Below are 23,210 nucleotides of genomic sequence, written 5' to 3'. Positions count from 1 at the left end.
ACGTTCAGCTCACGCGACGATATTCGCGCTTCGGATGCCGCTGGATCGTGGTAATGTCGTCGCCGTCGAGCAACGCGTGCAGCAGGTCCGTCGTCATCGTCACGACCTCGGTTTTCTTGTCTGGCCAGGTGAAGCGATCGGCCTCGAGGCGTTTCATCAGCAGCCAGAAGCCGTTCCCATCCCAGCCGAGGATCTTGATCCGATCACGACGCCGATTGCCGAACACGTAGAGCGAAGCATCCATCGGGTTCAGTCGCATCGACTGTTCGACGAGAATCGACAGGCTGTTCATGCCGTAGCGGAAGTCGACAGGATCGCGGTGCAGGTAGACCTTCAAGCCTTCGTCGAACCGGAACACGGCATCCTCCCCAGGATCTGAACCAAGGTCGTCAGTTCGTCGACGGTCGCGATGGCCTTGCCCAGCTCGAGTTCGACACCGTTGGATAAACGCACATGCAACGCGAGCGTCATCGATGCTGAGGGTGGTGTGGGCGATGTCAACGACGGCTTCGAGACGATCGGCACGAACGCAGATGGTGGTGCCGTAGCCGAGATGCGCTTGAGCGAACCCGGGAGATCGATAGCCACACCATCGATCACCTCGACGGCGAGGGGTAAATCGCGCCCTTGAGTCTCATTATCTTGCGACGCCGGCACGAGGCCTTTCTCGCGCTCCATCAGATACTTCGAAATCCACTTGCGTAGCAGGTTGGCGTTGATCCCGTGCTCCTGCGCCAGGCGAGCCACCGACACGCCCGGGCGTAACGCCGCCTCGACCAATGCGCGTTTGCCCTTCTCGTCGTAGCGGCGACGGCCGTCGCTGTTTTGACGAACTACTCTCAACTCAGAGTCTTTGTCAGCCATAGGTGTCCACCTCCAAAATAGGTGGACACCTATGCTCCTCGCTCAGAGCGCCGTTGGGTAGACGCCGATAATGGATCGCTTACACTTGTTCGGCCGCACAGCCTTCTTCAACGCAAGTCACGTGTATGAGTTTATTGAGATGAGCACACCTTATACAACGGTCGCCCCAGTAAGAATCGGCGTCCTCGGATGCGCGAATATCGCTCGGCAGTTCATCCGGGACGTCCGTGGCAGCTCGGTTGCGTTCGTCGATGCAGTCGCGAGTCGGAGTGGACAAACTGCTCACACATTCGCCATTGAAAACGGCGTTGCCCGAAATTTTTCGAGCTACGAGGCAATGCTGGAAGATCCGGGTATCGAGGCAATCTATCTGCCCCTACCCAACAGCATGCATGCGGAGTGGGTGATCAAGGCTGCAAATGCGGGAAAGCATGTGCTATGCGAGAAACCACTGGCAGTAAGCCGACAGGAAGTCGAATCGATGTTTGAAGCGGCCGATCGTAATGGAACCGTGCTGCTCGAGGCATATCCATACTGGTTTCAGCCACAGATGCAAGCACTACGGGAGCTTGTCGCGAGCGGAACCATTGGAGAGGTACGATCGGTCAGTGCCAGTTTCGGCTTTCAGGTAGGAAGCCCCAAGACCAATATCCGCCTCAAACCCGAACTTGGCGGGGGCGCGCTACTTGATGCCGGAAGCTACACCGCAAGCCTGGTTCGTCTCGTGATGGGCTGTGCTCCCTCGCGCGTCACGGCACGATCCGTCATGACCGATTCAGGCGTGGACATAAGTACGATGGCACTCTTCGAATATGACGATGGGCGACGGGCGCAAATCTCGTGTGCGATGGATGGCGCAAATCATCGACATGCAACGATAGTCGGTTCAGAGGGCACCATTTACACAGAGTATCTCAATCACACGAGTGACGTTGCCGGGGGAGATGAAAGAGGCTATCTGCCAAGTCGAATGTGCGTTCGACGAGGGATGGCTCAAACTATTCCTTTTGAAGACGTGTCGTCACGCGCTGGCAGCGGGTTCCTGTTCGCGGCTGAAATGTTCGCCCGACTCGTTCGTGGAGTAGAACCGCGAACAATACTGGGGGATGCCGAGCGGGCAAGTCTTGACATCGCTGCTACTTTGGATGCCATCTCGGAAAGTGCTCGTTCCGGCGCAATGGTATCCGTATCAGGCACGTACTGAATCCCGCACCCCTCTGACCTCATTGTCGGAATGACGTTTGAGGTTTGAGGATGACACGTGAGCGTTACCGCGCCTGTGGCGTGCCGCCTTACCGTCGGGCAGGCAACGCCGAGGTGGTGCGACGTCGGGCCGGACGACCGCTTTTCCCCAGAGAACAGCCATTACCGATGCTGCGCGTTGTGGGACCGCTTCGGGTCGATCTGCGCCGGTCGAGTGTCGGTGGGCGGTGGCCGGCCGAGTTCGGTGGCGGATTCAACCGGTCGATACATCGGCTGAACGATTCCATCAAGCTGTTGCATCGACCGGTTGAATCCGCCCTTGGAAACGGTCGTTGGGAAAGAGGTATCTCTAGCGACCGGGTTGGCCCGACCGCTACCGGCCACAGCAACCGCTCAACCACAGTCGCCCCCCGCCTCCCCAAGCCCCACCCCCACCCCTAATCGAAATAAGGCTCCAACACCCCCTCGATCCAGTCCATGAACGCCCGGACGCGCGGCGACAGATTGCGCCGATGGGCCACGACGAGCGACGCGGCGAGCGGCTCGGGACGCAGATCGGGCAGCAACTCCACCAGCGCACCGCTTTCGATGTGATTCGCGACCCCTGAATATCCGGCCTGGATCAACCCGATGCCGGCAAGCCCGGCTGCGTGATAGGTCTGCACGCTGTTGACCTGCATCGCGCTCGGCAAGGGGAGTGACGCATAGCCGTTGCCGTTCGGGTACTCCCATCCCGGATGACGCGCCCCGAGTGTCAGCGTGTAGTGAACCATCCGGTGCCCTTGACCGAGCAGATCGTCGAGCGTACGCGGAACGCCGTACCGTGCCAGATAGCCGGGGCTCGCCGCATTGATCATGCGCAGCCGGCCCAACGGTCGGGCGACCAGCGTCTCGTCCACGATCGGACCCAGACGGATCACGCAATCGAATCCCTCCTGCACGAGATCGACACGCCGATCGGTGCTCGAAAGTTCCAGCTCCAGCTCGGGATGCGCCGCCATCAATTGCGGGAGTGCGGGAACCACGACGCTGCGTGCCAGCTCGGTCGGCATGTCGACGCGCAATCTTCCCCGCAGGCGCGTGCCGTTACCCGAGAACATCGATTGCAACTCCTGGACTTCGGCCAGCAGATCCCGGGCGCGCGAATAGAACGCGCGTCCGTCCTCGGTCAACTGCACGCTTCTCGTCGTCCGATGCAACAGCGCGACGCCCACGTCGCGCTCGAGCCTGCGGATCACCATCGAGACACGTCCTTTCTGGATGCCCAGGCTTTCGGCCGCTCGCGTGAAGCTCGTCATTTCGGCGACACGGGTAAAGATCAAAAGCGCGTCGAGGTTTTGCATTGTTCACCCGGGGAGTAACAGAACGTTCAATCGGTCGTCATTTATAACTCAGTTGTGACTCAGTAGAGTGCTTTCCGATGTCGTCCCCCGACGACAATCTGAACGAAAGGGCGCAACCATGACACAACACTTCTCTCCGGTTAAGACGGCCGTCGTCTACCACTCCGGCTATGGGCATACCCAACGCATGGCAACGGCTGTCGCCGAGGGCGCCGGTGCCGCACTCGTCGCGATCGACGCGGACGGAAACATTGCAGACGATGCGTGGGACACGCTGGCCGGCGCCGACGCGATCCTGTTCGGCTCGCCGACCTACATGGGCGGCCCCAGCTGGCAGTTCAAGAAGTTCGCCGACGCATCGTCGACGGCCTGGTTCGACGGCGGGTGGCGCAACAAGATATTCGGTGGCTTCACCAATAGCGCGAGCGTCAACGGCGACAAGCTCAATACGCTCGAATACTTCGTTTTGCTCGCCGGGCAGCACGGCGGTCTCTGGGTGAGCATGGACATCAAGCCGGCGAACGTGAAGGCGTCGATGCGCGACGACCTGAATCGCATGGGTTCCTACATCGCGCCGATGGCGCAGACGCCGGCCGACGCGTCGCCCGACGAGATGTCGCCGGGCGACCTCGAGACGGCACGCCGCTATGGCGCACGCGTCGCAACGATCGCCGCACAGTTTCGGGCAGGACACGCTCGAATCAGCTGACATCCCGGCGTGCGGGGCGCACCGGACCGGACGCCGCCGCATTCTTTCAACCGACCCTGAAGGAAACAGGCATGAAATACAAGCAACTGGGCCGCACCGGTCTGTATGTCTCCGAGCTGTGTCTCGGCACGATGACGCTGGGCGGCAATGCCGATGCCGGCATGTGGGCGGCGATCGGCGCGGTCGGCCAGGACGAGGCGACACGGCTGATTTCCCGCGCACTGGCCGAGGGAATCAACTTCATCGATACGGCCGATATCTACTCCTTCGGCCAGTCCGAACGCCTCGTCGGGCAGGCGCTTCGAGACATCGGCGTCCCGCGCGGCGAGATCGTGCTGGCGACGAAGACGGCGGGCGTGATGGGCCCGAAGCCCAACGATCAGGGGGCGTCGCGCGGCCACATCATGGATTCGGTGCAGAGAAGCCTGGAACGGCTGCAGGTCGACCATATCGACCTCTACCAGATGCACGCGAACGATCCCGTCACGCCGATCGAGGAGACGCTGCGGGCGCTCGACGATCTGACGCGCCAGGGGCTGGTTCGCTATGTAGGCGTCTCGAACTGGCGCGCCGGAAAGATCGGCAAGGCGCTCGGCCTCAGCCAGGCGCTCCATGCGACGCGCTTCGAGACGCTGCAGGCCTACTATTCGATCGCCGGACGTGACGTGGAGCGCGAACTGGTGCCGCTCGCGATCGACGAGCAGATGGGGCTCCTCGTCTGGTCGCCGCTCGCCGGCGGACTGCTTTCGGGGAAGTTCGGTCCCGGGGCGCCGACCGCAGAAGGTTCGCGGCGTAGCCATTTCGATTTTCCGCCGGTCGATCTCGAGCGGGCCTGGCCGTGCGTTGCCGCGATGCGCGCCATCGCCGACGCGCGCGGTGTATCGGTCGCGCGGATCGCGCTCGCGTGGTTGCTCGCCAAGCCGCACGTCACGAGCGTCATCATCGGCGCCAAACGGGTCGAACAGCTCGAAGACAACCTCGGCGCGGTCGACGTCGTCCTGACCGACGACGAGCTTGCGCATCTCGACGCCGTGAGTGCGTTGCCTCCCGGCTATCCCGGCTGGATGATCGATCGTCAGGCAGCGGGCAGGCTGCCGCAGCCTTTCGCGCGCGTCGCGTCGAAACAGGACCGGTGACGCCAATCGATCGGTTCGACCGGGGCGGCTGCGTGGTGCGGGATGTGCGCAGCGTAGACGCCGCTGCGTCGCCGGATATTCCGATCTCTGTCACGTGTTCTGCAATCTTCGACGTTCAAGGCGGTTGCGCAACAGGCCTGCGATCAACGCGCTGATGATCAGGGACAAGTAGAGGGTGACGAGATGGTGACGCCAGGCGTCAAGGGCGAGTTGGTGTGAAACCAGTTTCGGATCGGGGGGCAGAAGCATGGAGCCCTTCGCCTCGACGACACGCATCATACGGATAAAGCCTCCTGCGGAGAGCAGTGGCAACAGGACGACGAGTACCAGCAGCGCGGGTTTCAAGCGGCACGCCAGCGGATGATGGCGCAACCGGAACCACAGTCCGAGACATCCGTGTATCCAGCCGGGCGCGAGCAGTGCCAGTTGAAGGCCCTGCGTGCCGCTGGTAAGCAGCACGGTGACGACGCGCGCGTAATCAGGCTCGAAGCCATAGAGCGAGGAGGCGAGCCGGGTTGTCACCGCATGGCGGATCAGCAGCAGCGGCAGGCTGAGCCCTGCCCAGAGGCGGAGCCATTCGGCGGGCGGTAGTGCCCAGTGGCGGCGCCGGTATATCGTGTGCAACGCCAACGCGAAATGAAGCGATGCCGCACCGTACAGCACGAACGTCCCCGGTGCGCTACGCCAGAGCCGCAACGCCAATACGAGACCGCGTCCGGCAAGTTCGAGCGACCAGATCCCGAGTGCGTGATTGACCAGGTGGAGAAAGAGATAGGTCAGCAGCACCACGCCCGATCCGAGTTGAAAACGGCGCATAACAGATTGCATCTGAACCCTCGATTCACGGTGCGGTGCGCGCACCGGGGGCGATTCTTGTTTGATACCCGATTCATGGGCCATGTCGATGATGTCCATAGCGATCACCCGGTTCGTGTTTCTTGCAATACCGTGACCGTGAGCACACGACAGTTATTCCCGGATTCGACGGGACCGCGGGGAGGGTAGGGCAAAGTGAGGGGCGCCCGCGCTCGACACGCGCAAGCACGCTGCCGCGGCGCGGTGAAGGTTCTGCGACCTGTTGTGCGCCAGCGGCGAGATTTCCGATTGGGGAATAAAACGGACGACGCAGCAGTGTGGCGATCGGAACCCGCCATGGAGGCCCGAGGCGCTTATATCAGACTAAGCGAGGGCACCATTTTTCGTGCGTGTCATCAAGCGAAAGAGCTCGCCAGGATGCTTCTCGCTTCGGCACATGCTCGAGCCAATGCGCAACGAATCGAGTGAGCGATACATCAGGCCGTGCCGAATCAAAGCGACGCACCGCCGCACATGACGATCTGCTGCCCCGTGATCGCGCTCGCGTCCGTGCTCAACAGGAAGCCCGTCAGCGCGGCGACTTCCTCGGGCGTGATGAACCGCCCGATCGGCGGAAGCTTGGGCGGCGTTGCCGCGCGCGCAGGGTCGCGCAGGAACGGCGTGTCCGTGGCACCGGGCGCGACGACATTGACGGTGATGCCCTGCGGCGCGAGTTCCGCCGCCCAGGACCGCGCCAGCCCCACCAGCGCGGATTTGGTCGCCGCATACTGGCTGCGCGTGGCCGCGCCGTTGGCGGTGCGGCTGCCGAGCAGCACGATGCGTCCGCCAGCGGGCATCCGGGGCACCAGGCGATCGGCGAGAAAGGTTGCGGACTCAACGTGCAGGCGCCACATCGCGGCGCCGTCCTCGTGTGAAAGCTGACCGAGTGGCGCGGTACGCATGAAACCGGCCGCATGCACGAGCGCGTCGACCGCACCCAGTACATCGCACACGGGCCCGAGCGCCGCGAAGTCGGTCACGTCGACCGGCACGATTCTCAGGGAACCGTGGGTCGCTTCAATGGGCGAGCGGCAGAGTCCCGTGACGCGCCAGCCGTCGGCGAGCAGCCGTTCGACGATCGCCCGTCCAATTCCCGACGACGCGCCCGTGACGACTGCATGGCGCGAACCCGAACTCGAACCCGACTGCTCCCATTGACCCACGATCCCTCCTGCTACGTTTGAACCCGCGATGCACCGGCGGACGCCGGCGTCGCCTTCGTGCTGACCGCATGCACCGTGATCCGCGCCTGCGATTGGAACGGTTCGAGCTGCTCGTGCTGGGCTGCGTCATCCGTCACGAGCGTCCAGTCGCGCTCCAGCGGCGTCCAGTGCTGCTGGCTCGCGCGCCCGAGCTTGTCCGCGGTCACGAGCACGTAAACCTCGGCGGCCTGCCGCATCACGCACTCCTTCAGATACGATTGCTCGCTGCTCGCCTCGCACAACCCCAGTTCGGCGACCACGCCATCGGCGCCGAGGAACGCCTTGTCGACGCTCAGGCGGCTCAACGCGATCTGCGCGAGCGGTCCCAGCGTGCTCATGCTGGACGACCGGACGTCGCCGCCGATCACCGTCACCGGAACGCCGGACGATGCGAGCGGGCTCACGACCAGCAGGTTGTTGGTGACCACGTGAACGGCGGTCCGGCCGGCAAGCCGGTGCGCGAGCGCCGCCGTCGTGGTGCCGCCGTCGAGGAACACGGTGTCGCCATCTTCGATGAACGTGCTTGCCGCGTGCGCGATCGCTTCCTTCTGCTCCTGCGAGCTGACGCGCCGCTCCTCGAGCGACGGTTCCGGCTCATGGCCGCCAACCGCGGCGGCCCCGCCATACGTGCGCAGGATGCGACGGTCGCTCGCCAGTGCACGCAGATCCCGGCGAACCGTCGCTTCCGACATTCCGAAGTGCTCGCACAACGTCGCGACGTCCGTCATGCCCCCGAGCACGGCCTGCAGCATCGCCTCCCGGCGCCTGGTCACTTTCATGTGCGTGATTTCCTGGTCTGATCGAATTGGCGCGCAAGTCTGCGCATCGCGACCGACAAGTTTATCGAATTGCCGCAGTGACGGGCCAGTTGCACCGGCGGGTGTCATCGACCGCGAACCCACGCTTCGTCGACGCGCACGTACTTGATTTTCTGGCGGAACCAGGTGAATGCGATGTGCAATGCCCCGTCTTGCGACTGCACGATGGACGGATATGAATACTCGCGGTTGCGCTGGTCGGCGGAGTTGTTCGTCATGCAGTACCCGTCGCCGATTTCCAGGTTGCGGCGGCGCGACCATGTCCTGCCGCCGTCCTCGGAGATGGCCAGCGACATCGGCGCGCGTGGTGCGCCCCAGAAGGCGGTGCCGCGCGCGGACGCCTTCTGGTCGCGCAGCTCGCCGCTGTCCTCGGAGTCCTCGATGTCGTCGTACAGGGAGGCGCGGCGTTCCGTGGCGTGCGACGCATCGCTCTCGTTGAACACGAGCGCGAGATGACCGTTCCGCAGCACCGTGAACTGAACCGACGAGTTGTTGTTCGGCACCGCGGTCGGCTCGGGCGCGCTCCACGTGCGGCCATCCGTCGAACGGCTCGCGTAGACGAAGTCCGCCCAGCGGCTGCGGTAGAGCGCCAGCAGCGAGCCGTCGTGCAGCACGTGAACGTTCATGTGCACGCACCCGACGCTGTCCGGTACCTCATGCAGCGCCCACGACGCGCCCTGGTCGTCGGAGACCATGACCGCGCTGACGTCGTCGTTGCCGACCCATCGTTCGCCGGGCGCCGTGCGGCACAGGAATACCGGGCAAATCCACGTACCGCTGTCGAGGGCGATGATCGGCTGGCGGACGAACGTCCCCGGGCGGTCGAACAGGGTTTCGACGGGGCCCCAGGTGACGCCGCCGTCCATCGACACGCGACGGCGAACGATCGCGGTGTTTTGATGGCCGGACAGTTGCGCGGTGTAGATCAGCCACAGGCGGCCGTCCGGCGCGGTGAACAGCACCGGGTTCTGTTCCGAGCGCGTGGGGTCGTCCGACAGTTTCCGAGGCGATGACCACTCGTCCGTTCCGGCCGCGAGACGCGACATGTAGATGGAAACGTCGGGAATGCCTTCCTGGGTGCCGCCGAACCAGACGCACAGCAGGTCGCCGTTGTCGAGGCAGTGCAGGTTGGCCGCGTGGTTCTGCACGCAGGCGGTGGGCAGGAACGCCTCTTGCCGTTCCGCGTCGGCATACGCCGTGCGAACGCGGTGATCCGACGCGGCGCTCGCCGCTTCAACGAGATTCGTGCTCATGAAATGTGTCTCGAGTTGCGAGGTTAGTGCGATTCGCGATGCGTGAGCCGCTTGTCGCGCAGGTCCGAGCCCTCGCCATGGAACAGCAGCTTGCCGATGACCAGCACGATGGCGGGCGTCACGAGCGCGACGTACATGTTGTCGATGCCGAACGGATTGCCGAGCAGGTACCAGACCGTCGTGGCGATCGTCGCGACGATGAGCGCCGAGACGGCACCGCGCTTGCCGCTGAAGAACGGCAGGTAGATGCCGATCAGCGCGACGACCGACACGGACAGGCGCAGCGCGCGGCTGAAGAACGACAGCGCGAGGATCTGCGGGACGAACAGCACGAAGATCAGCGGGAGGAAACCGACGATCAGCGAGATCCAGCGCGTCATTCTCAGTTCGACATCGGGCGTCGGCTTGAAGCGCGGTACATAGAAATCCTTGACGATCAGCGAGGCGATCGCCAGCGCGACGGTGCAGACGCTCACGAAGATGGATGCCACGAGCGACGTCGTGACGATGCCGGCCAGGATCGGGTTCATGTGTTGCAGGAACACCGGCAGCGCGTACAGGCTCTTGATGTTCGGATACAGGTACTTGGCCGTCACGCCGATGAAGCCGAGCGCGAGCCCGATCGGCACGCACAGGAGCGCGGCGATCAGCGAGGACGCGCGCGCGCCCTCGGGGCTGCGGGTGGCGGAGATGGCCTGGATGATGAACTGCGTCGAGAAGATCGCGCCGGCCGTGCCGATGATCCATGCGCCGATCGTGCCGCCCGACAGTGCACCGGTCCACGTGAAATAGTGCGCGGGCATGTTCTGCGCCATCGGCTTGATGCCGCCCGACAGCTTCCACGCGACGCCGACCAGGATGGCGATGCCGAGCAGCTTCACGGCGCTGTGAACGACCGTCAGGTACGCGACGCTCTTGAGGCCGCCCCAGACGAAGTAGATGGTGCTGACGATGGCGGTGATGATGGCGGCCGTCGGCAGGTTGATGCGCATGACCGTCGAGATCGCCGCCGCACCGCTCACGTAGTTGCCGACGTTCACCACGAACAGCGCGTAGATCATGATCGCGGAGACGGCGAGCTTCGCGCCATGGCCGTACCGCTGGGCGATGAATCCGGAGATGGTGAACTCGCCGGACGCATACAGGCGCTTGGCCATGAACAGGCCGAAGAGGAGAAAGCCGATGGCTGCCGCCAGGACCGACCACGAAGCGGCGATGCCGGCCGAGAAGGCCTCCTGCGACGTCCCGACCGTCGATTTCGCGCCGATGAATTCCGACATCAGCAGGATGGCGACCACCAGCGCGGGCATCGAGCGCCCGGCCACCATGAACTGTTCGGAGTTACGGCTGCGCAGGCGAATGCTGATCAGGCTCGTAATCACAATGTAGACGACAACCATGCCGATGATGGTGGCTGTGTCCCAATAACTGAAGGTGGCCATCGTTTGTCTCCACGTTACCTTCGGTTGATATGCGTTCGGGTGTGTCGGGCGATCCGGCATGTTCCTGCCGGTATCGCTCCTGGGTCGATGCGTGTCGTTACATGTGCTGCTCAGGCGGCGCTGGCCACGGGCGACGGCTCGTGGCGTCGCGTCGCGAGGTCCACGGCCTGGCGGAAAGCCTCCAGCAGGCTGCGTTCGTCGGCGATGCCCTTGCCGGCGATGTCGAATGCGGTGCCGTGGTCGACCGACGTGCGAATGACGGGCAGGCCGACCGTCACGTTCACGCCGGCTTCGAGACCCATCACCTTCACCGGCCCGTGTCCCTGGTCGTGATACATCGCGACCACCACGTCGAAATCGCCGCGGCCCGCGCGGAAGAACAGCGTGTCCGCCGGCAGCGGGCCTTCCACGTCCCAGCCGCGCGCCTGAAGGAGCTGGACCGCCGGAACGATCTTCTCTTCCTCTTCGCCATAGCCGAACAGGCCGTTCTCGCCCGCATGGGGATTGATCCCGCATACGCCGATGCGGGGATCCGCGATGCCGGCGCGAACCAGCGTGTCATGTGCGCGTTCGATCGTGCGTTGCACGAGGCCCGGCTCGATCTTGCGAATGGCGTCGAGCAGGCCGATGTGCGTCGTCACGTGAATCACGCGAAGATTGGGCGCGACCAGCATCATCGACACCTCGTCGATGCCCGTCAGATGCGCGAGCATTTCCGTGTGTCCGGGGAAAATATGGCCGCCGGCATGCAGCGCTTCCTTGTTGAGCGGAGCGGTGCAGATCGCGTCGAGCTCGCCTTTCGACGTCAGCTCCACGGTGCGCGCGATGTATTGGTACGCGGCGTCTCCGGCGATCGCGGACAGCTTGCCGTAAGGCAGGTCGGCCGGAATGAGCGCCATGTCGATGCAATCGACGATGCCCACGCGGAACGCGCCGTCGGACGGCCGGCTGACGGCACGCACCTCGAGCTCGACGCCCGCCCTGCGGCCGGCGTCCCGCAGGCGCGCGGCGTCGCCGATGACCACGGGGCGGCACTGCTCATACACGGAGGCATGGGCAAGGCTCTTCATGATGATTTCCGGTCCGACGCCGGCCGCGTCGCCCATGGTGATGCCGATGATGGGACGGTTGTCCATGGCAGTTCCCTTCACAAATTGATTTGATCGGTGTTGGCCGTCTTGCCTTCGTTCGCAAGCCGGCGCCACGCGTGATGGAGCGACCCGGGCTGGCCGAAGCCGCCCGCCTTGGTCACGACGGGGAGTGTCTTGCCTGGCAGCCGGCATTCGAGCAGCGGCATGCCGTCCTCGATTTCGTCGACGACCCGCAACGCGCTCGCGCCGGCCGCGGTGAGCAGTGCGCGCGCCGTTTCGCCACCCGTCGCGATGATCCCGCCGGCATAGCGCACGGCAGGTGCCAGCAATGCGGCAAGACGGTTGCAGAACAGCAGGCCGTCCTCGACGTCGCCGCGCTGCGTCTGGCTCAACGAGACCACCACATGCTGGCCGCGACGCAGGGCGTCGCAGACGACCGTCGTCACGTCGCCGCGCGGGTCATCCAGCGCGGCGACGGCGACCTCGAGCGCCACGAGGCTGGCGCCGGCGTTGGCCTTGAGGCAGTCCAGTTGCGCGTGCGAGATGCTCGACATGCTGCCGACCACCGTGAGCACGGGCCCCTGCGGATCCTCTCGGTCGGCAGCCGGGCCGGCCGTGCTTCGGGTTGGCGCGAGCGCTTCGATGACGGCCGGGGCCAGGCCGGCCGAGCCCACCCAGAACACGTCGTCGAGCCGCGCGGATGCGCGGGCGATGCGTTGCAGGTCCTCGTCGGACTCCGCATCGCACACGACGGCTTGCACGCCTGCGGTTTGCAACTGCCGCAGGTGCGCCGCGAGCGCGTCCGGTTCGCCGCGCACCGAGCCGACTCCCGCGTGTTCGACGCGCAGATGCTCGGCGGACAGCAGCGCAACCAGATCGGCCTTGCCCGGGATGTTCTCGTTGCGCCAGTATTCGCTTGCTTCGACCGGCACGCCGCGAACCCATTGGCGTCCGTCCCGCGTGGTGCGTCCCGATGCCGGGTAAGCGGGGCACACGATCGCCATGCCAAGGCGCGGCGCCAGCGCGGCGACCTCCGCCGCGACATTGCCCCGCAGCGTGGAATCCACCTTCTTGTAGATGCGCGTGCCGGCACGCGACAGCGACTCGACGGCGGCGACGTTGCGCCGGGCGGCCACGTCCTTCGATGCGCGGCGCGAGTCCACGTCGACCGACAGGATGTCCAGGCCGCTCGTCGGCGCCGGTGCATGCTCCGTGTCGAGCAGGACCATCGCCGTCAGTCCGTGACGCAACCCGGCCATCGCGCAGTCGGCCGCGCCCGACAGGTCGTCGGCGACGATCAGGAGCCGTGCCGCGTGCTGTGCGACTGCGTTCATGGCAGCAGGCGACGGTAGATGGACTTCATGTCGTCGAGCGTCAGCGCCTTCGGATTGTTGCCGAGCAGGCGCTTGACCTTCGATGCCGCGACCGCCAGCGCGTCGAGATGTTCTTCCGACACGCCGAACTTGCGCAGGTCCTGCGGAATGTCGACGGCCGCGGTCCACTCCTCCATCTTGTCGATCAGCTTGCGTGCGGCGACCGCGTCCGAGTCGGCCTTCGACGCGAGATCGAGTGCGCGCGCGACGTTCGACAGCCGGCCTTCGATCGCATCGAGATTGAAGGCCATCACGTGCGGCAGGAGCATCGCGTTCGCCACGCCGTGCGTGACGTTGAACATCCCGCCGAGCGGGTAGGCCAGCGCATGCACCGCTGCCGTGCCGGCGGCGGTGAGCGCGAGGCCGCCATACATCGACCCGAGCATCATCGCTTCGCGCGCTTTCAGCGACTGGCCGTTTTCGTACGCGTCGACGATGTTCGCGCCGATCAGCCGCATCGACTCCATCGCATACATGTCGCTGACCGGATTCGCCTTCGTCGAGATGTACGATTCGAGCGCATGCACGAATGCGTCCATGCCGGTCGCGGCCGTGATCGGCTTCGGCAGGCCGAGCGTCAGTTCCGCATCGAGAATGACGATCTGCGGCAGCAGGTGACGGCTGACGATCCCCACCTTCAACGCTTCGTCCGGCAGCGTCACGATCGCGTTGGGCGTGACCTCGGAGCCGGTCCCGGCGGTCGTCGGCACCAGAATCATCGGCACGCCGGGGTGCTTGATGAGGTCGATGCCGAGCCAGTTCCGCAGCGGCTCGTCGTTGGTCAGCCGGACCGCGAACAGCTTCGCCGCATCGAGCACGCTGCCGCCGCCGATGGACAGAATCGCCTGAGGCGCGAAGGGCTCGATCTGCTCCTTGAAAACCGTCTCGACGTTGCCGATGGTCGGCTCCGGCTCGACACCGCGAATGATGCGCACGTCGACGTCTTTCGCCTTGAGCGATTCGATCACGCGATCGGCAATGCCGAGCGCTTCCATCGCGGGTTGCGTGATCAGCGCAATGCGCTGGACCGGCGTATCGAGCAGCGACAGCTTGTCGGGAAGCGTGGCGAGGCTGCCGGCGCCGTGGACGATGTGCTTGACTGTCTGGAAGTGATAATTCGTCATGCTGATGACCCGTTTCAGTGGCCGCGCGCGGCGTCGTGGTAAATGGAGAGCGCTTGCGCCAGACGCTCGCGGGCGCTGTCGTCGAGCGGCTGGGCGGGAGAACGCGCGGGGCCTGCAGGCATCCCGAGCATCTGCGCGGCGGTCTTGAGCACGACGGGCATCGTGCCCAGCGCGAATGCATCGCGCAGCGCACGCAGCGATTCCTGGGCCGCGCGCGCGCCGGCGATATCGCCGGCCTGGAACTTGTTCCAGATGGACATGACGACATGCGGAACGGCATTGGTCGTCGCGGCGACCGCGCCGTCGCCGCCCGCGATCAACGTCCAGAGAATCATCGAGTCGGTGCCGGTGAAGACCGAGAAATCGTCGCGCCGCAAATTGATCAGTTGCAGCAGGCGATCGAAGTCGCCGCCGCTGTCCTTGATGCCGCGGATGTTCGGAATCTCCGAAAGGCGGCGCACGGTGTCGACGGTCAGCGTGATGCCCGCCTTCGCGGGAATCGTGTAGAGCATGACCGGAAGCGGCGTTGCCTCGGCGATCTTCCTGTAATGGGTGTAGAGCTCCGGCTGCGTGGCGCCGTTGAAATACGGCGTGATCACCGAAACGCCGTCCACGCCGACCTCGGCCATCTTCCGGTTCAGGTCGATCACGTCACGCGTCGCATAGGCGCCCGTGCCCGCGATGACGGGAACGCGCGAGCGGGCCTGGCTGACCGCGATGCGCGCGATGCGCAGCTTCTCTTCCTCGTTCAGGGCGATGAATTCGCCATTGGTGCCGAGCACGAAGAGCCCATGCACGCCCGACTCGATGAGCCGTTCGACCAGCGCGCGCAGACCGTCTTCATCGACGTTCTCGTCCGCCGTCATCGGCGTGATCAGCGCGGGAACGATCCCCTTGAACGAAATTGACATGCTTGCTCCATCGCAGAGGGGACGGCGGGAGGACGCGCCGTCTCCATGGGTTAGGCAGAAATCAGCGGGGCTGCGCGTTTGCGGGTACGACCGTGCCGCCACGCACGTCAGCCAACGCAACTCATATGACGAAACAAGTTGCTCGTTTCGATCAAAGTCGTTGCGCGATGTGAGCATTCTAGCTGATGACGTGACTGAATCAGTCAATGAAAACCCTAATATGATCGAATCGATCATTTTGAGCGATGCCCAGAAGGCGGTGGTGGCGCGTGGTTGCGCGCGGACACGCGGCGTGCCCGTTCATGAGCGCCGCGCGATTCAACGCGATCCCCGTCGATCTTTCCGACGATGGGGGCTGCGCGATGCGGTTGCCGCGGCGGCAGCGGCTAGAATTGCGGTTTTAGTTCGGAACACGTCCATGTCTTTTGCCTCGCTAGGCCTGATCGATCCCTTGCTGCGTAATCTGCTGGGCCTCAATTACCAGACACCGACGCCGGTGCAGGCCAAGGCGATTCCCGCGGTGCTCGGCGGCAAGGACGTCATGGCGGCGGCACAGACCGGCACCGGCAAGACGGCGGGTTTTGCGCTGCCGCTGCTGCAACGCCTGGTGCAACATGGGCCGGCGGTGTCCAGCAACCGTGCGCGCGTTCTGGTGCTGGTGCCCACGCGTGAACTGGCCGAACAGGTGCTGCAAAGCTTTGTCGAGTACGGCAAAGGCCTCGACTTGCGGTTTCTGGCCGCCTACGGCGGGGTGAGCATCAACCCGCAGATGATGAAGTTGCGCAAGGGCGTGGATGTGCTCGTTGCCACGCCGGGCCGACTGCTGGACCTCAATCGGCAGAACGCGGTGCAGTTCGATCAGGTGCAAACGCTGGTGCTGGATGAAGCCGACCGCATGCTCGATCTGGGCTTCGCGCGCGAACTCAACGCCGTCTTTGCCGCGTTGCCCGCACAGCGCCAGACACTGCTGTTCTCCGCCACGTTTACCGACGACATTCGCGCGATGGCGGCGACCATTCTGCGCGGTCCGGTCAATATCAGCGTCAGCCCGCCCAACGTCACGGCCAGCAAGATCAAGCAGTGGGTGGTGCCGGTGGATAAAAGGAACAAGCCGGACCTCTTCATGCACCTCGTGGCCGAGAACAACTGGGGCCACGCGCTGGTGTTCGTCAAGACCCGCGTTGGCGTGGATTACCTGGCGGCGATGCTGGACGATGCCGGCTATGCGGTCGACACCATCCACGGCGACAAGCCGCAACCCGCGCGCCTGCGTGCGCTGGAGCGCTTCAAGACGGGCGAAGTGCAGATGCTGGTCGCGACCGATGTGGCGGCGCGCGGGCTGGATATCGACGACCTGCCGCTGGTGATCAACGTGGATCTGCCGATCGTGGCGCAGGACTATGTGCACCGTATCGGCCGGACCGGCCGCGCGGGGGCCAGCGGTGTGGCGGTGTCGCTGGTGTGTGCGGATGAAGCACCGCAACTGGCCGCGATCGAAGCGCTGATCCGGCAGACGCTGCGCCGCGAAGAAGAGCCGGGTTTCGAAGCTGAACACCGCGTGCCGGAAACCAGCGCGACGGGGCAGATCATCAAGAAGCCGAAAAAGCCGAAGAAGCCCAAAGTTCCGCAGGCTGGGGCGGGGGCTATGCCGGTGGCTGGCAAAAAGCCGAAGCCGCAAGGTGGTGAGGGCAAGCGCAAGGCCGAGGGGCAGCGGGCTGGCGCCTCGGGCAAGGGGGCAAGCGTGTTGAGCGGTAGTCCGTTCAGCGTGCAAAAGCCACGCGGCAAACCCGCCGGCAAGCCGGCTGCGGGTTCGCGGAAACCGGCCGGCAAGCCCGCTGGTGGTCGCGGTACGCGCTAACGCCGATCGGTGGAGTTGACCAATGCCGGCGCATGGAACGGGGCCGGCGATTCAGGCCCACAGCAGGAAGCGGCGGGGTTGGGGTCGCCGATGCATCGCAAATCCCATTCACGTTGTTCGAACATTCGTAAGCGCGAAATTCTCCGCACATAGCGTGCAAGTCTGAGAAAGGTCACGCTTGCGTCCGCAACCTCCACACTTGCGGACGCAACCACGATGACACTTGACACGATTGACCTCGATTTCCCGCCTCTGAAGGTGACGCACGTCGCCCCGAATGGCAAACGATCATTCGATCCAGACGGCAAACTGCACCGCGAGCCGATCGACTTCCGTGCCGGGGTGAACACGCTGGTGACGATGGTCGAGCAGTCGATGCATCTCGACCCGCTCGCACGAGCCGTCTTCGCGCTCCACAACCGGAAACGCGATCGCGTGAAGCTGTTGCTCTATGATCGCGCCGGCTTCTGGCTGATGTTGAAGCGGCTCGAGGCGGATCGCTTCGTTTGGCCTCGTCGCGAGCAAGCGGCATGAGCAATTCCACACAATGGACATCGCCGGTCGAGATCGATCGCCGCGGTGAGGCTATGCTCGCTCGTCCCTTGCATGCCGCTGCTCATGAGGTGTGCCAAATTGCGCGCTTACTTTGAACTGGCCTCTTACGATCGCGCAAGAAAAATACTCATTCAGCCGGGGTGAGAGCCGAGCTTACAGCCCGACCCGATAACGCTCCACGACCTCCTCGTCGAGAACAATTCCCAGCCCCGGAGCGGTCGGCACCGCTACTCTGCCATTGTCCAGCGGGACTAGGTTCTTGACGAGTTTTCTGAAGAGCGGACTGTCACTTTGTGAATACTCAATTAATCCGCCGAACTCGCGCGACGCAAGGAAATGAATTGTCGCGGCCAGCAGGATGCCTGTACTGAATCCGTGAGGCACGAGCTGGGCACCATACTCCCGAGCGATCTCGTAGATATGAACCATCTCGCTGATGCCGCCGCAGCGGGTAATGTCCGGCTGAACAATCGCCGGACGACTCCCTTCGATAAATGCCCGAAACTCGTGACGGGTCGCGAGCCCTTCACCGCCAGAAATCGGGATAGCCGCATGCTCGGAAAGGTAAGCCAGGCCCCGCAGGTCGTCGGACGGAAGCGGCTCCTCGATCCAGCCCAGGTTGAATTCCCTCAGCGCGTCGCACTGGGTCATCGCATGGGAGGCATTGAGCCAACGACCCACGAGGTCAATCTGAAGTTGGACGTCATCACCCACATGATCGCGAATCGCGCGCAGAAGCTGCTTGTCCCGCGTTGGGTTCTCTCCAAACCCGGCGCCTCCGAGCTTGATACTGCGAAGTCCCTGGGCCAGAAGCCTGCTGACAATTTGACGATTCCCCTCGTCCGTGGCGGCCGGAATAAAGGTTCCGTAAGCCTCAATGGAGTCACGATACTTTCCGCCCAGCAACGTATGCACAGGCACGCCGTAATGCTGTCCCGCGATGTCCCAAAGCGCGATATCCAGCGCGCTAATCGCATGAATTGCCGCACCGCGCCGGCCGACATACTCGGTCGAGCGATACATCTTCTTCCACAGCCGCTCGATGTCCAAGGGATTTTCGCCCAAGAGGACCTGCTTCAACCCCTGACACGTCTCATGAGATGCAGGGGTCTCAATCAGCGCCTTGATGACCATGGGAGAACTGTCGGCCTCACCAATACCAACCAGTCCCGAGTCGGTATGCACACGGACAATCAGGGCATCCTCTCCCCACTCGCAAGGCTGGTCAAGGGCGGGAACGCGCAACCAGATGGCTTCTACGTCAATAATTTTCATATTTCATTTATCGCTTTTTTGCCTATGGACGATGGCTTAAACCTGATTCTGGACTTCGACACCGGAGAGGTGGCTCTGGGTAGAAGGCGTCGTTTGCTTTTCAGGTTCTTGGGCTACCGCCCCGTGGTCCTCTCGAAGCCACTTGAAGAGTCCCCATATTTTCACCACCAGGATGCAGATGAACGGGATCGCCGTCAGAATCACCGCCGTCTTGAGCGTACTGAGCGGCGCCTTGATATAGAGCATCGCCAACGGGAGCGCCGCCAGCATCACGCACCAGAACAATCGCAGAGTCGGAGACGGATCCTGCCCCTCACGGAGATTTCGGGTGCTGGCAGCCGCGACCGTATAGGCCGTTGCATCCAGGTGAGAAGCAAGGAACACCAGCATCAGCAGGAAATACACCACCGACATCAACTTGCCGAGCGGCAGGTTTGCAAGCAATTGGGACACGGCGGCTTCACCGCCGATTCCGTTGAGCATGGCTGGCGTGTTGACGACGTTGCCAATGAATTGATGAATCGCGTAGCTTTCGAGACTTCCGAAGAAGAACCAGCAGCCACCGCATCCACCCAGAATCATTGCCAGAACGACTTCGCGGATTGTCCGGCCCTTCGACACACGCGTCACGAAAATCGCGACGCCGGGCGTATACGTAATCCAGTAGAGCCAGTAGAACACCGTCCAGTCGCGCGTGAATGCGCCGTCGCCGGTTGGGTCCGTGAACAGGCTCATGTGGATGAAATTCTGAAGGCTCAAGCCCACTGCATTCGTGAAGTTGTTGACGATGAACCCCGTGGGTCCAAGGACGAGCACAACCAGTGCAAACGTGAGCGTCAGTCCGCAAGCCAACTTCGCCAGTCGTTGCATCCCGGAGCCGATACCAATCCACGAGCTCAACGAGAACACGAATGTCACGAGGGCAACAAGGAATGCCTTGAGACCGAAGCTGTCGCTGACGCCGAGCAGGTCTGACAGTCCCTTGGAGACCGTCGAGGTCGTCAGTGTCGTCGTCAGAATCAGGCCACCGAACGTCGCGAACAAGAATACGAGATCGATGACCCGCCCCAGGATTCCATGAGCGCTCAGTCCGGTGATCGCCTCAATGATGCTGGCGAGGCTCAAGCCCTTATTCCGACGAACGTGGAAGTGATACGCCATCGCGAGAGACGCGATGCCGTAAAACGCCCAAGGGGTAATGCCCCAGTGGAAGAACGAGTAGGCAACGCTGAATTCCAGCGCCTGTTTGCTGGAAGCCGCAATATTGAGCCCCGGGGTCACGTAATAGTATGCCCATTCGGTGAACGCCCAGTACATCGTGGCCGAACCCAATCCGGCGCAGATGAACATGAAAACCCAAGCTACGTTGCTGTATTCGGGGCGTCCGCTCCCGAGACGAATGCTGCCGTATTTTCCGGCAGCGAGCCAGACAATAAGCACAACGCATGCGAACCCGAGCAACTGGACTGCCGTGCCGAACATCCTGGTTGCGCCGTTAAACAGCTGGTCGGCAATTACCTTCGAGCGGTCGGGAAAAATCATAAGCGCCGTGACCGTCAGCGCAACTACAAGGATGCTCGTGATAATGAGGGTGCGGTCTTTCTGAGGGACGGAATCGACAGGAAGCTGTGCGCTCACGACGACCTCCTGCATAGGGTAAACGGCAATGTCACGACTCGCATGATGTCTCGCTCCTTTAGTTATGAACCAACACTGACGCCTTGAGGCAAGGGCTAATGTAAACTCAGCACTGCAGGCACGAGAAACGCGCATTCTTAATGGATTTATCACCGGTGCTTATAAAACGGCCGAACGACCGGCAAGCAATTACGCGCTTGCCGCACCTCAGTCTGCTACTGGCGTTCAAGACGGTGGCGGAGGAAGGCAGCTTCACGCGTGCTGCGGACATCCTTCATCTTTCGCAGTCTGCGGTTAGTCAACAGGTGGTCCGGCTTGAAGAGGCGCTCGGCGTGCAACTGTTTGTCAGGTCGACCCGAGCCGTAAGCCTGACGTCAGCGGGCAACGAACTGTTGAACGATATTCGGGGTGCTTTCGAGCAACTGGTGACGGCATTCGACCGCTGCGCGCGCAAAGGCGAGGCTCCCACGCTGCATGTCGAGGCTGAACCGGTGCTGAGCGCATTCTGGTTAACCCCGCGGCTCAGGCAGTTCACGCAGCGTTATCCAGGACTTCAGATAAAGTTGCTTCTTACCACCCACAGAGTCGAATTCCCGAGAGAGGTCGAACTCGCTATCAAGTGGGGGGACGGACACTGGCCTGGCTTCGAATCCGAGTTCTTGATGGGTCTGAACTACGCGCCGGTGTGCTGCCCGACTCTCATGAAAGGCACCAAGGCTTTGCTGGAACCTTCTGACCTGCGGCACCAGCAACTGCTGCACGACCGCAGTCACGACGACTGGGAGCGGTGGCAGAAGCAGTTCCCCAACGTCCAGCTGTGTTTTGAGCGTGGACACATCGTGACGGACTCGAATGTCCTCGCGCAGATGGCGGTCGAAGGCCACGGAGTTGCGCTCTGCGCGCTGGAACTGATTGAGCCACAATTGCGCCGAGGCGAGCTCGTCACGCCCTTTCCTGATATGACGATGCGCCACTGGCACGCATATCACATCTTGACCCGGCGTCACCAGGCCCTGAGTGAGGTCGCGACGCAGTTCATCGGCTGGTTAAAGGCCGAAGCCAGGACCAGCAAAAACGGCTCGCTGTCGGATTGATTCCGACAATACTGCGGATCGCGCCAGGGCGCGCAGGATTCAGAATGACTCAGCAGCTTGTCTGGTCGGCGCAACACGCCCACGCGCTATGTGCGGAGAAACTCGCGGTTACGAACATTCCGGGTCAACTCAACTACCATTGTTTCATCAGGTCACCGCTGACCCAGTGACAGTCTGACGAACGGACTGTCCTGTCTGCATCCGGTTCTTGTACCCAGGCCAGGAGATCGTCATGCCACAGGGGAACTCCACCTCCGGCAGGTCATCGGTCAATTTGAGCGATATCGAGATCGAGCACCGCTACCGGCTATTCATTGACGCGCTGGAGGATTACGCCATCTTCATGCTCGACCCATCGGGGAAGGTGACGAGCTGGAATCGCGGTGCCCAGCGAGCCAAGGGTTATTCGTCGGATGAAATTGTCGGCCGGCACTTCTCCGTGTTCTATACCGAAGAGGACCGCGCTTCTGGCAAGCCCGCCCATTTGCTGGCTGCCGCGGCGTTGCAGGGGCGAGTGGAGGACGAAGGGTGGCGCGTGCGCAAGGACGGCAGCCAGTTCTGGGCGAACGTCATCATCACCGCCATTCACAATGAAACCGGGGACCTGATCGGATTCGCGAAGATCACGCGCGACCTGAGCGAGCGGCGTCGGCTGGAGGAGCTTGAACGAGCCATTGCGACGTCGGCACTCGTCCAGCAAGCGCGTGAAAATGAACAGAAGCGCATCGCGCGCGAATTGCATGACGATCTGGGCCAGCAGCTTACCGCGCTGAAAATGACACTTGCGCTCCACGAGACGGAACTGACCAGGCACGTCCGTCAGGAGGCGCTCACGCCCCGGCCTTCCATTCATGAGATCGCAGGCCTGATCGACACCATGGCGACGTCGGTGCGGCGCATCGCAGCCGATCTTCGCCCGCCCGTCCTCGACGACCTGGGACTCGAGGCCGCGCTCGAATGGATGACGCAGGGCTTCGAACATCAGTACGGTGTCTCTGCGCGATGCGAGATCCGTGGTGAGACGCTACGCCTGAATGATCTGGCTGCCATTTCGCTGTATCGCGTGGTTCAGGAAGCCTTGACCAACGTGGCACGACACGCCCAGGCCAATGAAGTATTGGTCTCGCTGTCCGCAAATCATCGCTACTGTTACCTGCGGGTCAGTGATGACGGCGTGGGGTTGCCTCACGAGTCGACGCCGCGTCCCGACGCCTTCGGCCTTGTCGGGATGCGTGAGCGGATCCTGCAACTCGGTGGCGTTCTGTCCGTCGAAAGCAGCCCGGGCCATGGCGTCACTATCGCAGCGCAGATCCCGCTGTCGTCAATTTTGGTCGAGGTCTAGGCGTTGCATTTCAACCTGGATTGCAACGTGACGCTACATGGATCCGTGACTCAGTCGGACATCAGGTTGTCTTGGATGTGCGTCAGTTGCCGGATGCAGCGCAGACGACGTACCGCCTGCACCG

General features: G+C 63.0%; 21 protein-coding genes. 7 read left to right on the top strand and 14 right to left on the bottom strand.

What is annotated here, in order from left to right:
- Nucleotides 1–4 precede the first annotated feature (4 nt).
- Together tnpB (DIE23_RS33695) and DIE23_RS33690 are read right to left on the bottom strand one after the other, a co-directional pair.
- Nucleotides 5–358: an IS66 family insertion sequence element accessory protein TnpB gene (gene tnpB, locus DIE23_RS33695; RefSeq protein ID WP_059729852.1), complete on the bottom strand. Its 354-nt coding sequence runs from the start codon at nucleotides 356–358 to the stop codon at nucleotides 5–7.
- Entirely contained in the window at nucleotides 334–864 is a 531-nt protein-coding gene (locus DIE23_RS33690) for a transposase (protein WP_124616521.1), read from the bottom strand. Before DIE23_RS33690 ends, tnpB (DIE23_RS33695) begins: the two co-directional genes overlap by 25 nt.
- A gap of 70 nt (nucleotides 865–934) precedes the next feature.
- Here DIE23_RS33690 and DIE23_RS33685 point away from each other — a divergent pair, with 70 nt between their 5' ends.
- Nucleotides 935–2,068, top strand: coding sequence for a Gfo/Idh/MocA family protein (locus DIE23_RS33685; RefSeq protein WP_260436302.1), 1,134 nt, complete (start codon nucleotides 935–937; stop codon nucleotides 2,066–2,068).
- Nucleotides 2,069–2,504: 436 nt separating this feature from the next.
- Here DIE23_RS33685 and DIE23_RS33680 read toward each other — a convergent pair whose 3' ends face one another.
- Complete coding sequence (locus tag DIE23_RS33680; protein ID WP_124616519.1) at nucleotides 2,505–3,410, bottom strand: LysR family transcriptional regulator; 906 nt, start codon at nucleotides 3,408–3,410, stop codon at nucleotides 2,505–2,507.
- Between the two features lie 118 nt (nucleotides 3,411–3,528).
- Here DIE23_RS33680 and DIE23_RS33675 point away from each other — a divergent pair, with 118 nt between their 5' ends.
- Together DIE23_RS33675 and DIE23_RS33670 are read left to right on the top strand one after the other, a co-directional pair.
- Nucleotides 3,529–4,119 (top strand): flavodoxin family protein, encoded by a 591-nt coding sequence (locus tag DIE23_RS33675; RefSeq protein ID WP_124616517.1) that lies wholly within the window; start codon nucleotides 3,529–3,531, stop codon nucleotides 4,117–4,119.
- Between the two features lie 71 nt (nucleotides 4,120–4,190).
- Nucleotides 4,191–5,255 (top strand): aldo/keto reductase, encoded by a 1,065-nt coding sequence (locus DIE23_RS33670; RefSeq protein ID WP_124616515.1) that lies wholly within the window; start codon nucleotides 4,191–4,193, stop codon nucleotides 5,253–5,255.
- Between the two features lie 90 nt (nucleotides 5,256–5,345).
- Here DIE23_RS33670 and DIE23_RS33665 read toward each other — a convergent pair whose 3' ends face one another.
- The 9 genes from DIE23_RS33665 to dapA form a co-directional block, all read right to left on the bottom strand.
- Complete coding sequence (locus tag DIE23_RS33665; protein WP_124616543.1) at nucleotides 5,346–6,083, bottom strand: hypothetical protein; 738 nt, start codon at nucleotides 6,081–6,083, stop codon at nucleotides 5,346–5,348.
- Nucleotides 6,084–6,562: 479 nt separating this feature from the next.
- Nucleotides 6,563–7,273, bottom strand: coding sequence for an SDR family NAD(P)-dependent oxidoreductase (locus tag DIE23_RS33660; RefSeq protein ID WP_124616513.1), 711 nt, complete (start codon nucleotides 7,271–7,273; stop codon nucleotides 6,563–6,565).
- Between the two features lie 11 nt (nucleotides 7,274–7,284).
- On the bottom strand, nucleotides 7,285–8,091 hold the full coding sequence (locus tag DIE23_RS33655) for a DeoR/GlpR family DNA-binding transcription regulator (protein WP_124616511.1): 807 nt from the start codon (nucleotides 8,089–8,091) through the stop codon (nucleotides 7,285–7,287).
- A 104-nt stretch (nucleotides 8,092–8,195) separates the two neighbouring features.
- Complete coding sequence (locus DIE23_RS33650; protein WP_124616509.1) at nucleotides 8,196–9,383, bottom strand: exo-alpha-sialidase; 1,188 nt, start codon at nucleotides 9,381–9,383, stop codon at nucleotides 8,196–8,198.
- A gap of 23 nt (nucleotides 9,384–9,406) precedes the next feature.
- Nucleotides 9,407–10,825, bottom strand: a complete 1,419-nt coding sequence (locus tag DIE23_RS33645) for a sodium:solute symporter family protein (protein ID WP_124616507.1) — start codon at nucleotides 10,823–10,825, stop codon at nucleotides 9,407–9,409.
- A 110-nt stretch (nucleotides 10,826–10,935) separates the two neighbouring features.
- Complete coding sequence (pdxA, locus tag DIE23_RS33640) at nucleotides 10,936–11,961, bottom strand: 4-hydroxythreonine-4-phosphate dehydrogenase PdxA (RefSeq protein ID WP_124616505.1); 1,026 nt, start codon at nucleotides 11,959–11,961, stop codon at nucleotides 10,936–10,938.
- Nucleotides 11,962–11,972: 11 nt separating this feature from the next.
- Complete coding sequence (locus DIE23_RS33635; protein ID WP_124616503.1) at nucleotides 11,973–13,250, bottom strand: four-carbon acid sugar kinase family protein; 1,278 nt, start codon at nucleotides 13,248–13,250, stop codon at nucleotides 11,973–11,975.
- Nucleotides 13,247–14,413, bottom strand: coding sequence for an iron-containing alcohol dehydrogenase (locus tag DIE23_RS33630; RefSeq protein ID WP_124616501.1), 1,167 nt, complete (start codon nucleotides 14,411–14,413; stop codon nucleotides 13,247–13,249). Before DIE23_RS33630 ends, DIE23_RS33635 begins: the two co-directional genes overlap by 4 nt.
- A 14-nt stretch (nucleotides 14,414–14,427) precedes the next feature.
- On the bottom strand, nucleotides 14,428–15,324 hold the full coding sequence (gene dapA, locus DIE23_RS33625) for a 4-hydroxy-tetrahydrodipicolinate synthase (RefSeq protein ID WP_124616541.1): 897 nt from the start codon (nucleotides 15,322–15,324) through the stop codon (nucleotides 14,428–14,430).
- 418 nt (nucleotides 15,325–15,742) lie between these two features.
- Between dapA and DIE23_RS33620 the strand changes: the two genes are divergently transcribed.
- On the top strand, nucleotides 15,743–17,182 hold the full coding sequence (locus DIE23_RS33620; RefSeq protein ID WP_124616539.1) for a DEAD/DEAH box helicase: 1,440 nt from the start codon (nucleotides 15,743–15,745) through the stop codon (nucleotides 17,180–17,182).
- A 216-nt stretch (nucleotides 17,183–17,398) separates the two neighbouring features.
- On the top strand, nucleotides 17,399–17,716 hold the full coding sequence (gene tnpB, locus DIE23_RS40515; RefSeq protein ID WP_260436301.1) for an IS66 family insertion sequence element accessory protein TnpB: 318 nt from the start codon (nucleotides 17,399–17,401) through the stop codon (nucleotides 17,714–17,716).
- 174 nt (nucleotides 17,717–17,890) lie between these two features.
- Here tnpB (DIE23_RS40515) and DIE23_RS33610 read toward each other — a convergent pair whose 3' ends face one another.
- Both DIE23_RS33610 and DIE23_RS33605 read right to left on the bottom strand, forming a co-directional pair.
- The gene (locus DIE23_RS33610) at nucleotides 17,891–19,012 is read right to left on the bottom strand and encodes a mandelate racemase/muconate lactonizing enzyme family protein (RefSeq protein ID WP_124616499.1); all 1,122 of its coding nucleotides are present in this window, start codon (nucleotides 19,010–19,012) and stop codon (nucleotides 17,891–17,893) included.
- 36 nt (nucleotides 19,013–19,048) lie between these two features.
- Nucleotides 19,049–20,650 (bottom strand): BCCT family transporter, encoded by a 1,602-nt coding sequence (locus DIE23_RS33605; RefSeq protein ID WP_221623373.1) that lies wholly within the window; start codon nucleotides 20,648–20,650, stop codon nucleotides 19,049–19,051.
- Nucleotides 20,651–20,790: 140 nt separating this feature from the next.
- On the opposite strand from DIE23_RS33605, the gene DIE23_RS33600 reads away from it, so the two are divergent.
- Nucleotides 20,791–21,744 carry a LysR substrate-binding domain-containing protein gene (locus DIE23_RS33600; protein WP_124616495.1) on the top strand — a complete coding sequence of 318 codons (954 nt, stop codon included), beginning with the start codon at nucleotides 20,791–20,793 and terminating at the stop codon, nucleotides 21,742–21,744.
- Nucleotides 21,745–21,976: 232 nt separating this feature from the next.
- Entirely contained in the window at nucleotides 21,977–23,086 is a 1,110-nt protein-coding gene (locus tag DIE23_RS33595) for a PAS domain S-box protein (RefSeq protein ID WP_124616493.1), read from the top strand.
- Nucleotides 23,087–23,210 lie beyond the last annotated feature (124 nt).

The sequence above is a fragment of the Burkholderia sp. Bp9143 genome, from assembly GCF_003853645.1.
Classification (GTDB): domain Bacteria; phylum Pseudomonadota; class Gammaproteobacteria; order Burkholderiales; family Burkholderiaceae; genus Burkholderia.
This window is presented reverse-complemented; position numbering and strand designations above follow the sequence as displayed.

Excerpts from the sequence above, each read along its gene's own strand:
- DIE23_RS33690 (WP_124616521.1), bottom strand. The coding sequence starts at position 864 with ATGGCTGACAAAGACTCTGAGTTGAGAGTAGTTCGTCAAAACAGCGAC.
- DIE23_RS33685 (WP_260436302.1), top strand. The coding sequence starts at position 935 with ATGGATCGCTTACACTTGTTCGGCCGCACAGCCTTCTTCAACGCAAGT.
- DIE23_RS33680 (WP_124616519.1), bottom strand. The coding sequence starts at position 3,410 with ATGCAAAACCTCGACGCGCTTTTGATCTTTACCCGTGTCGCCGAAATG.
- DIE23_RS33675 (WP_124616517.1), top strand. The coding sequence starts at position 3,529 with ATGACACAACACTTCTCTCCGGTTAAGACGGCCGTCGTCTACCACTCC.
- DIE23_RS33670 (WP_124616515.1), top strand. The coding sequence starts at position 4,191 with ATGAAATACAAGCAACTGGGCCGCACCGGTCTGTATGTCTCCGAGCTG.
- DIE23_RS33665 (WP_124616543.1), bottom strand. The coding sequence starts at position 6,083 with ATGCAATCTGTTATGCGCCGTTTTCAACTCGGATCGGGCGTGGTGCTG.
- DIE23_RS33655 (WP_124616511.1), bottom strand. The coding sequence starts at position 8,091 with ATGAAAGTGACCAGGCGCCGGGAGGCGATGCTGCAGGCCGTGCTCGGG.
- DIE23_RS33650 (WP_124616509.1), bottom strand. The coding sequence starts at position 9,383 with ATGAGCACGAATCTCGTTGAAGCGGCGAGCGCCGCGTCGGATCACCGC.
- DIE23_RS33645 (WP_124616507.1), bottom strand. The coding sequence starts at position 10,825 with ATGGCCACCTTCAGTTATTGGGACACAGCCACCATCATCGGCATGGTT.
- pdxA (WP_124616505.1), bottom strand. The coding sequence starts at position 11,961 with ATGGACAACCGTCCCATCATCGGCATCACCATGGGCGACGCGGCCGGC.
- DIE23_RS33635 (WP_124616503.1), bottom strand. The coding sequence starts at position 13,250 with ATGAACGCAGTCGCACAGCACGCGGCACGGCTCCTGATCGTCGCCGAC.
- DIE23_RS33630 (WP_124616501.1), bottom strand. The coding sequence starts at position 14,413 with ATGACGAATTATCACTTCCAGACAGTCAAGCACATCGTCCACGGCGCC.
- dapA (WP_124616541.1), bottom strand. The coding sequence starts at position 15,324 with ATGTCAATTTCGTTCAAGGGGATCGTTCCCGCGCTGATCACGCCGATG.
- DIE23_RS33620 (WP_124616539.1), top strand. The coding sequence starts at position 15,743 with ATGTCTTTTGCCTCGCTAGGCCTGATCGATCCCTTGCTGCGTAATCTG.
- tnpB (WP_260436301.1), top strand. The coding sequence starts at position 17,399 with ATGACACTTGACACGATTGACCTCGATTTCCCGCCTCTGAAGGTGACG.
- DIE23_RS33610 (WP_124616499.1), bottom strand. The coding sequence starts at position 19,012 with ATGAAAATTATTGACGTAGAAGCCATCTGGTTGCGCGTTCCCGCCCTT.
- DIE23_RS33600 (WP_124616495.1), top strand. The coding sequence starts at position 20,791 with ATGGATTTATCACCGGTGCTTATAAAACGGCCGAACGACCGGCAAGCA.
- DIE23_RS33595 (WP_124616493.1), top strand. The coding sequence starts at position 21,977 with ATGCCACAGGGGAACTCCACCTCCGGCAGGTCATCGGTCAATTTGAGC.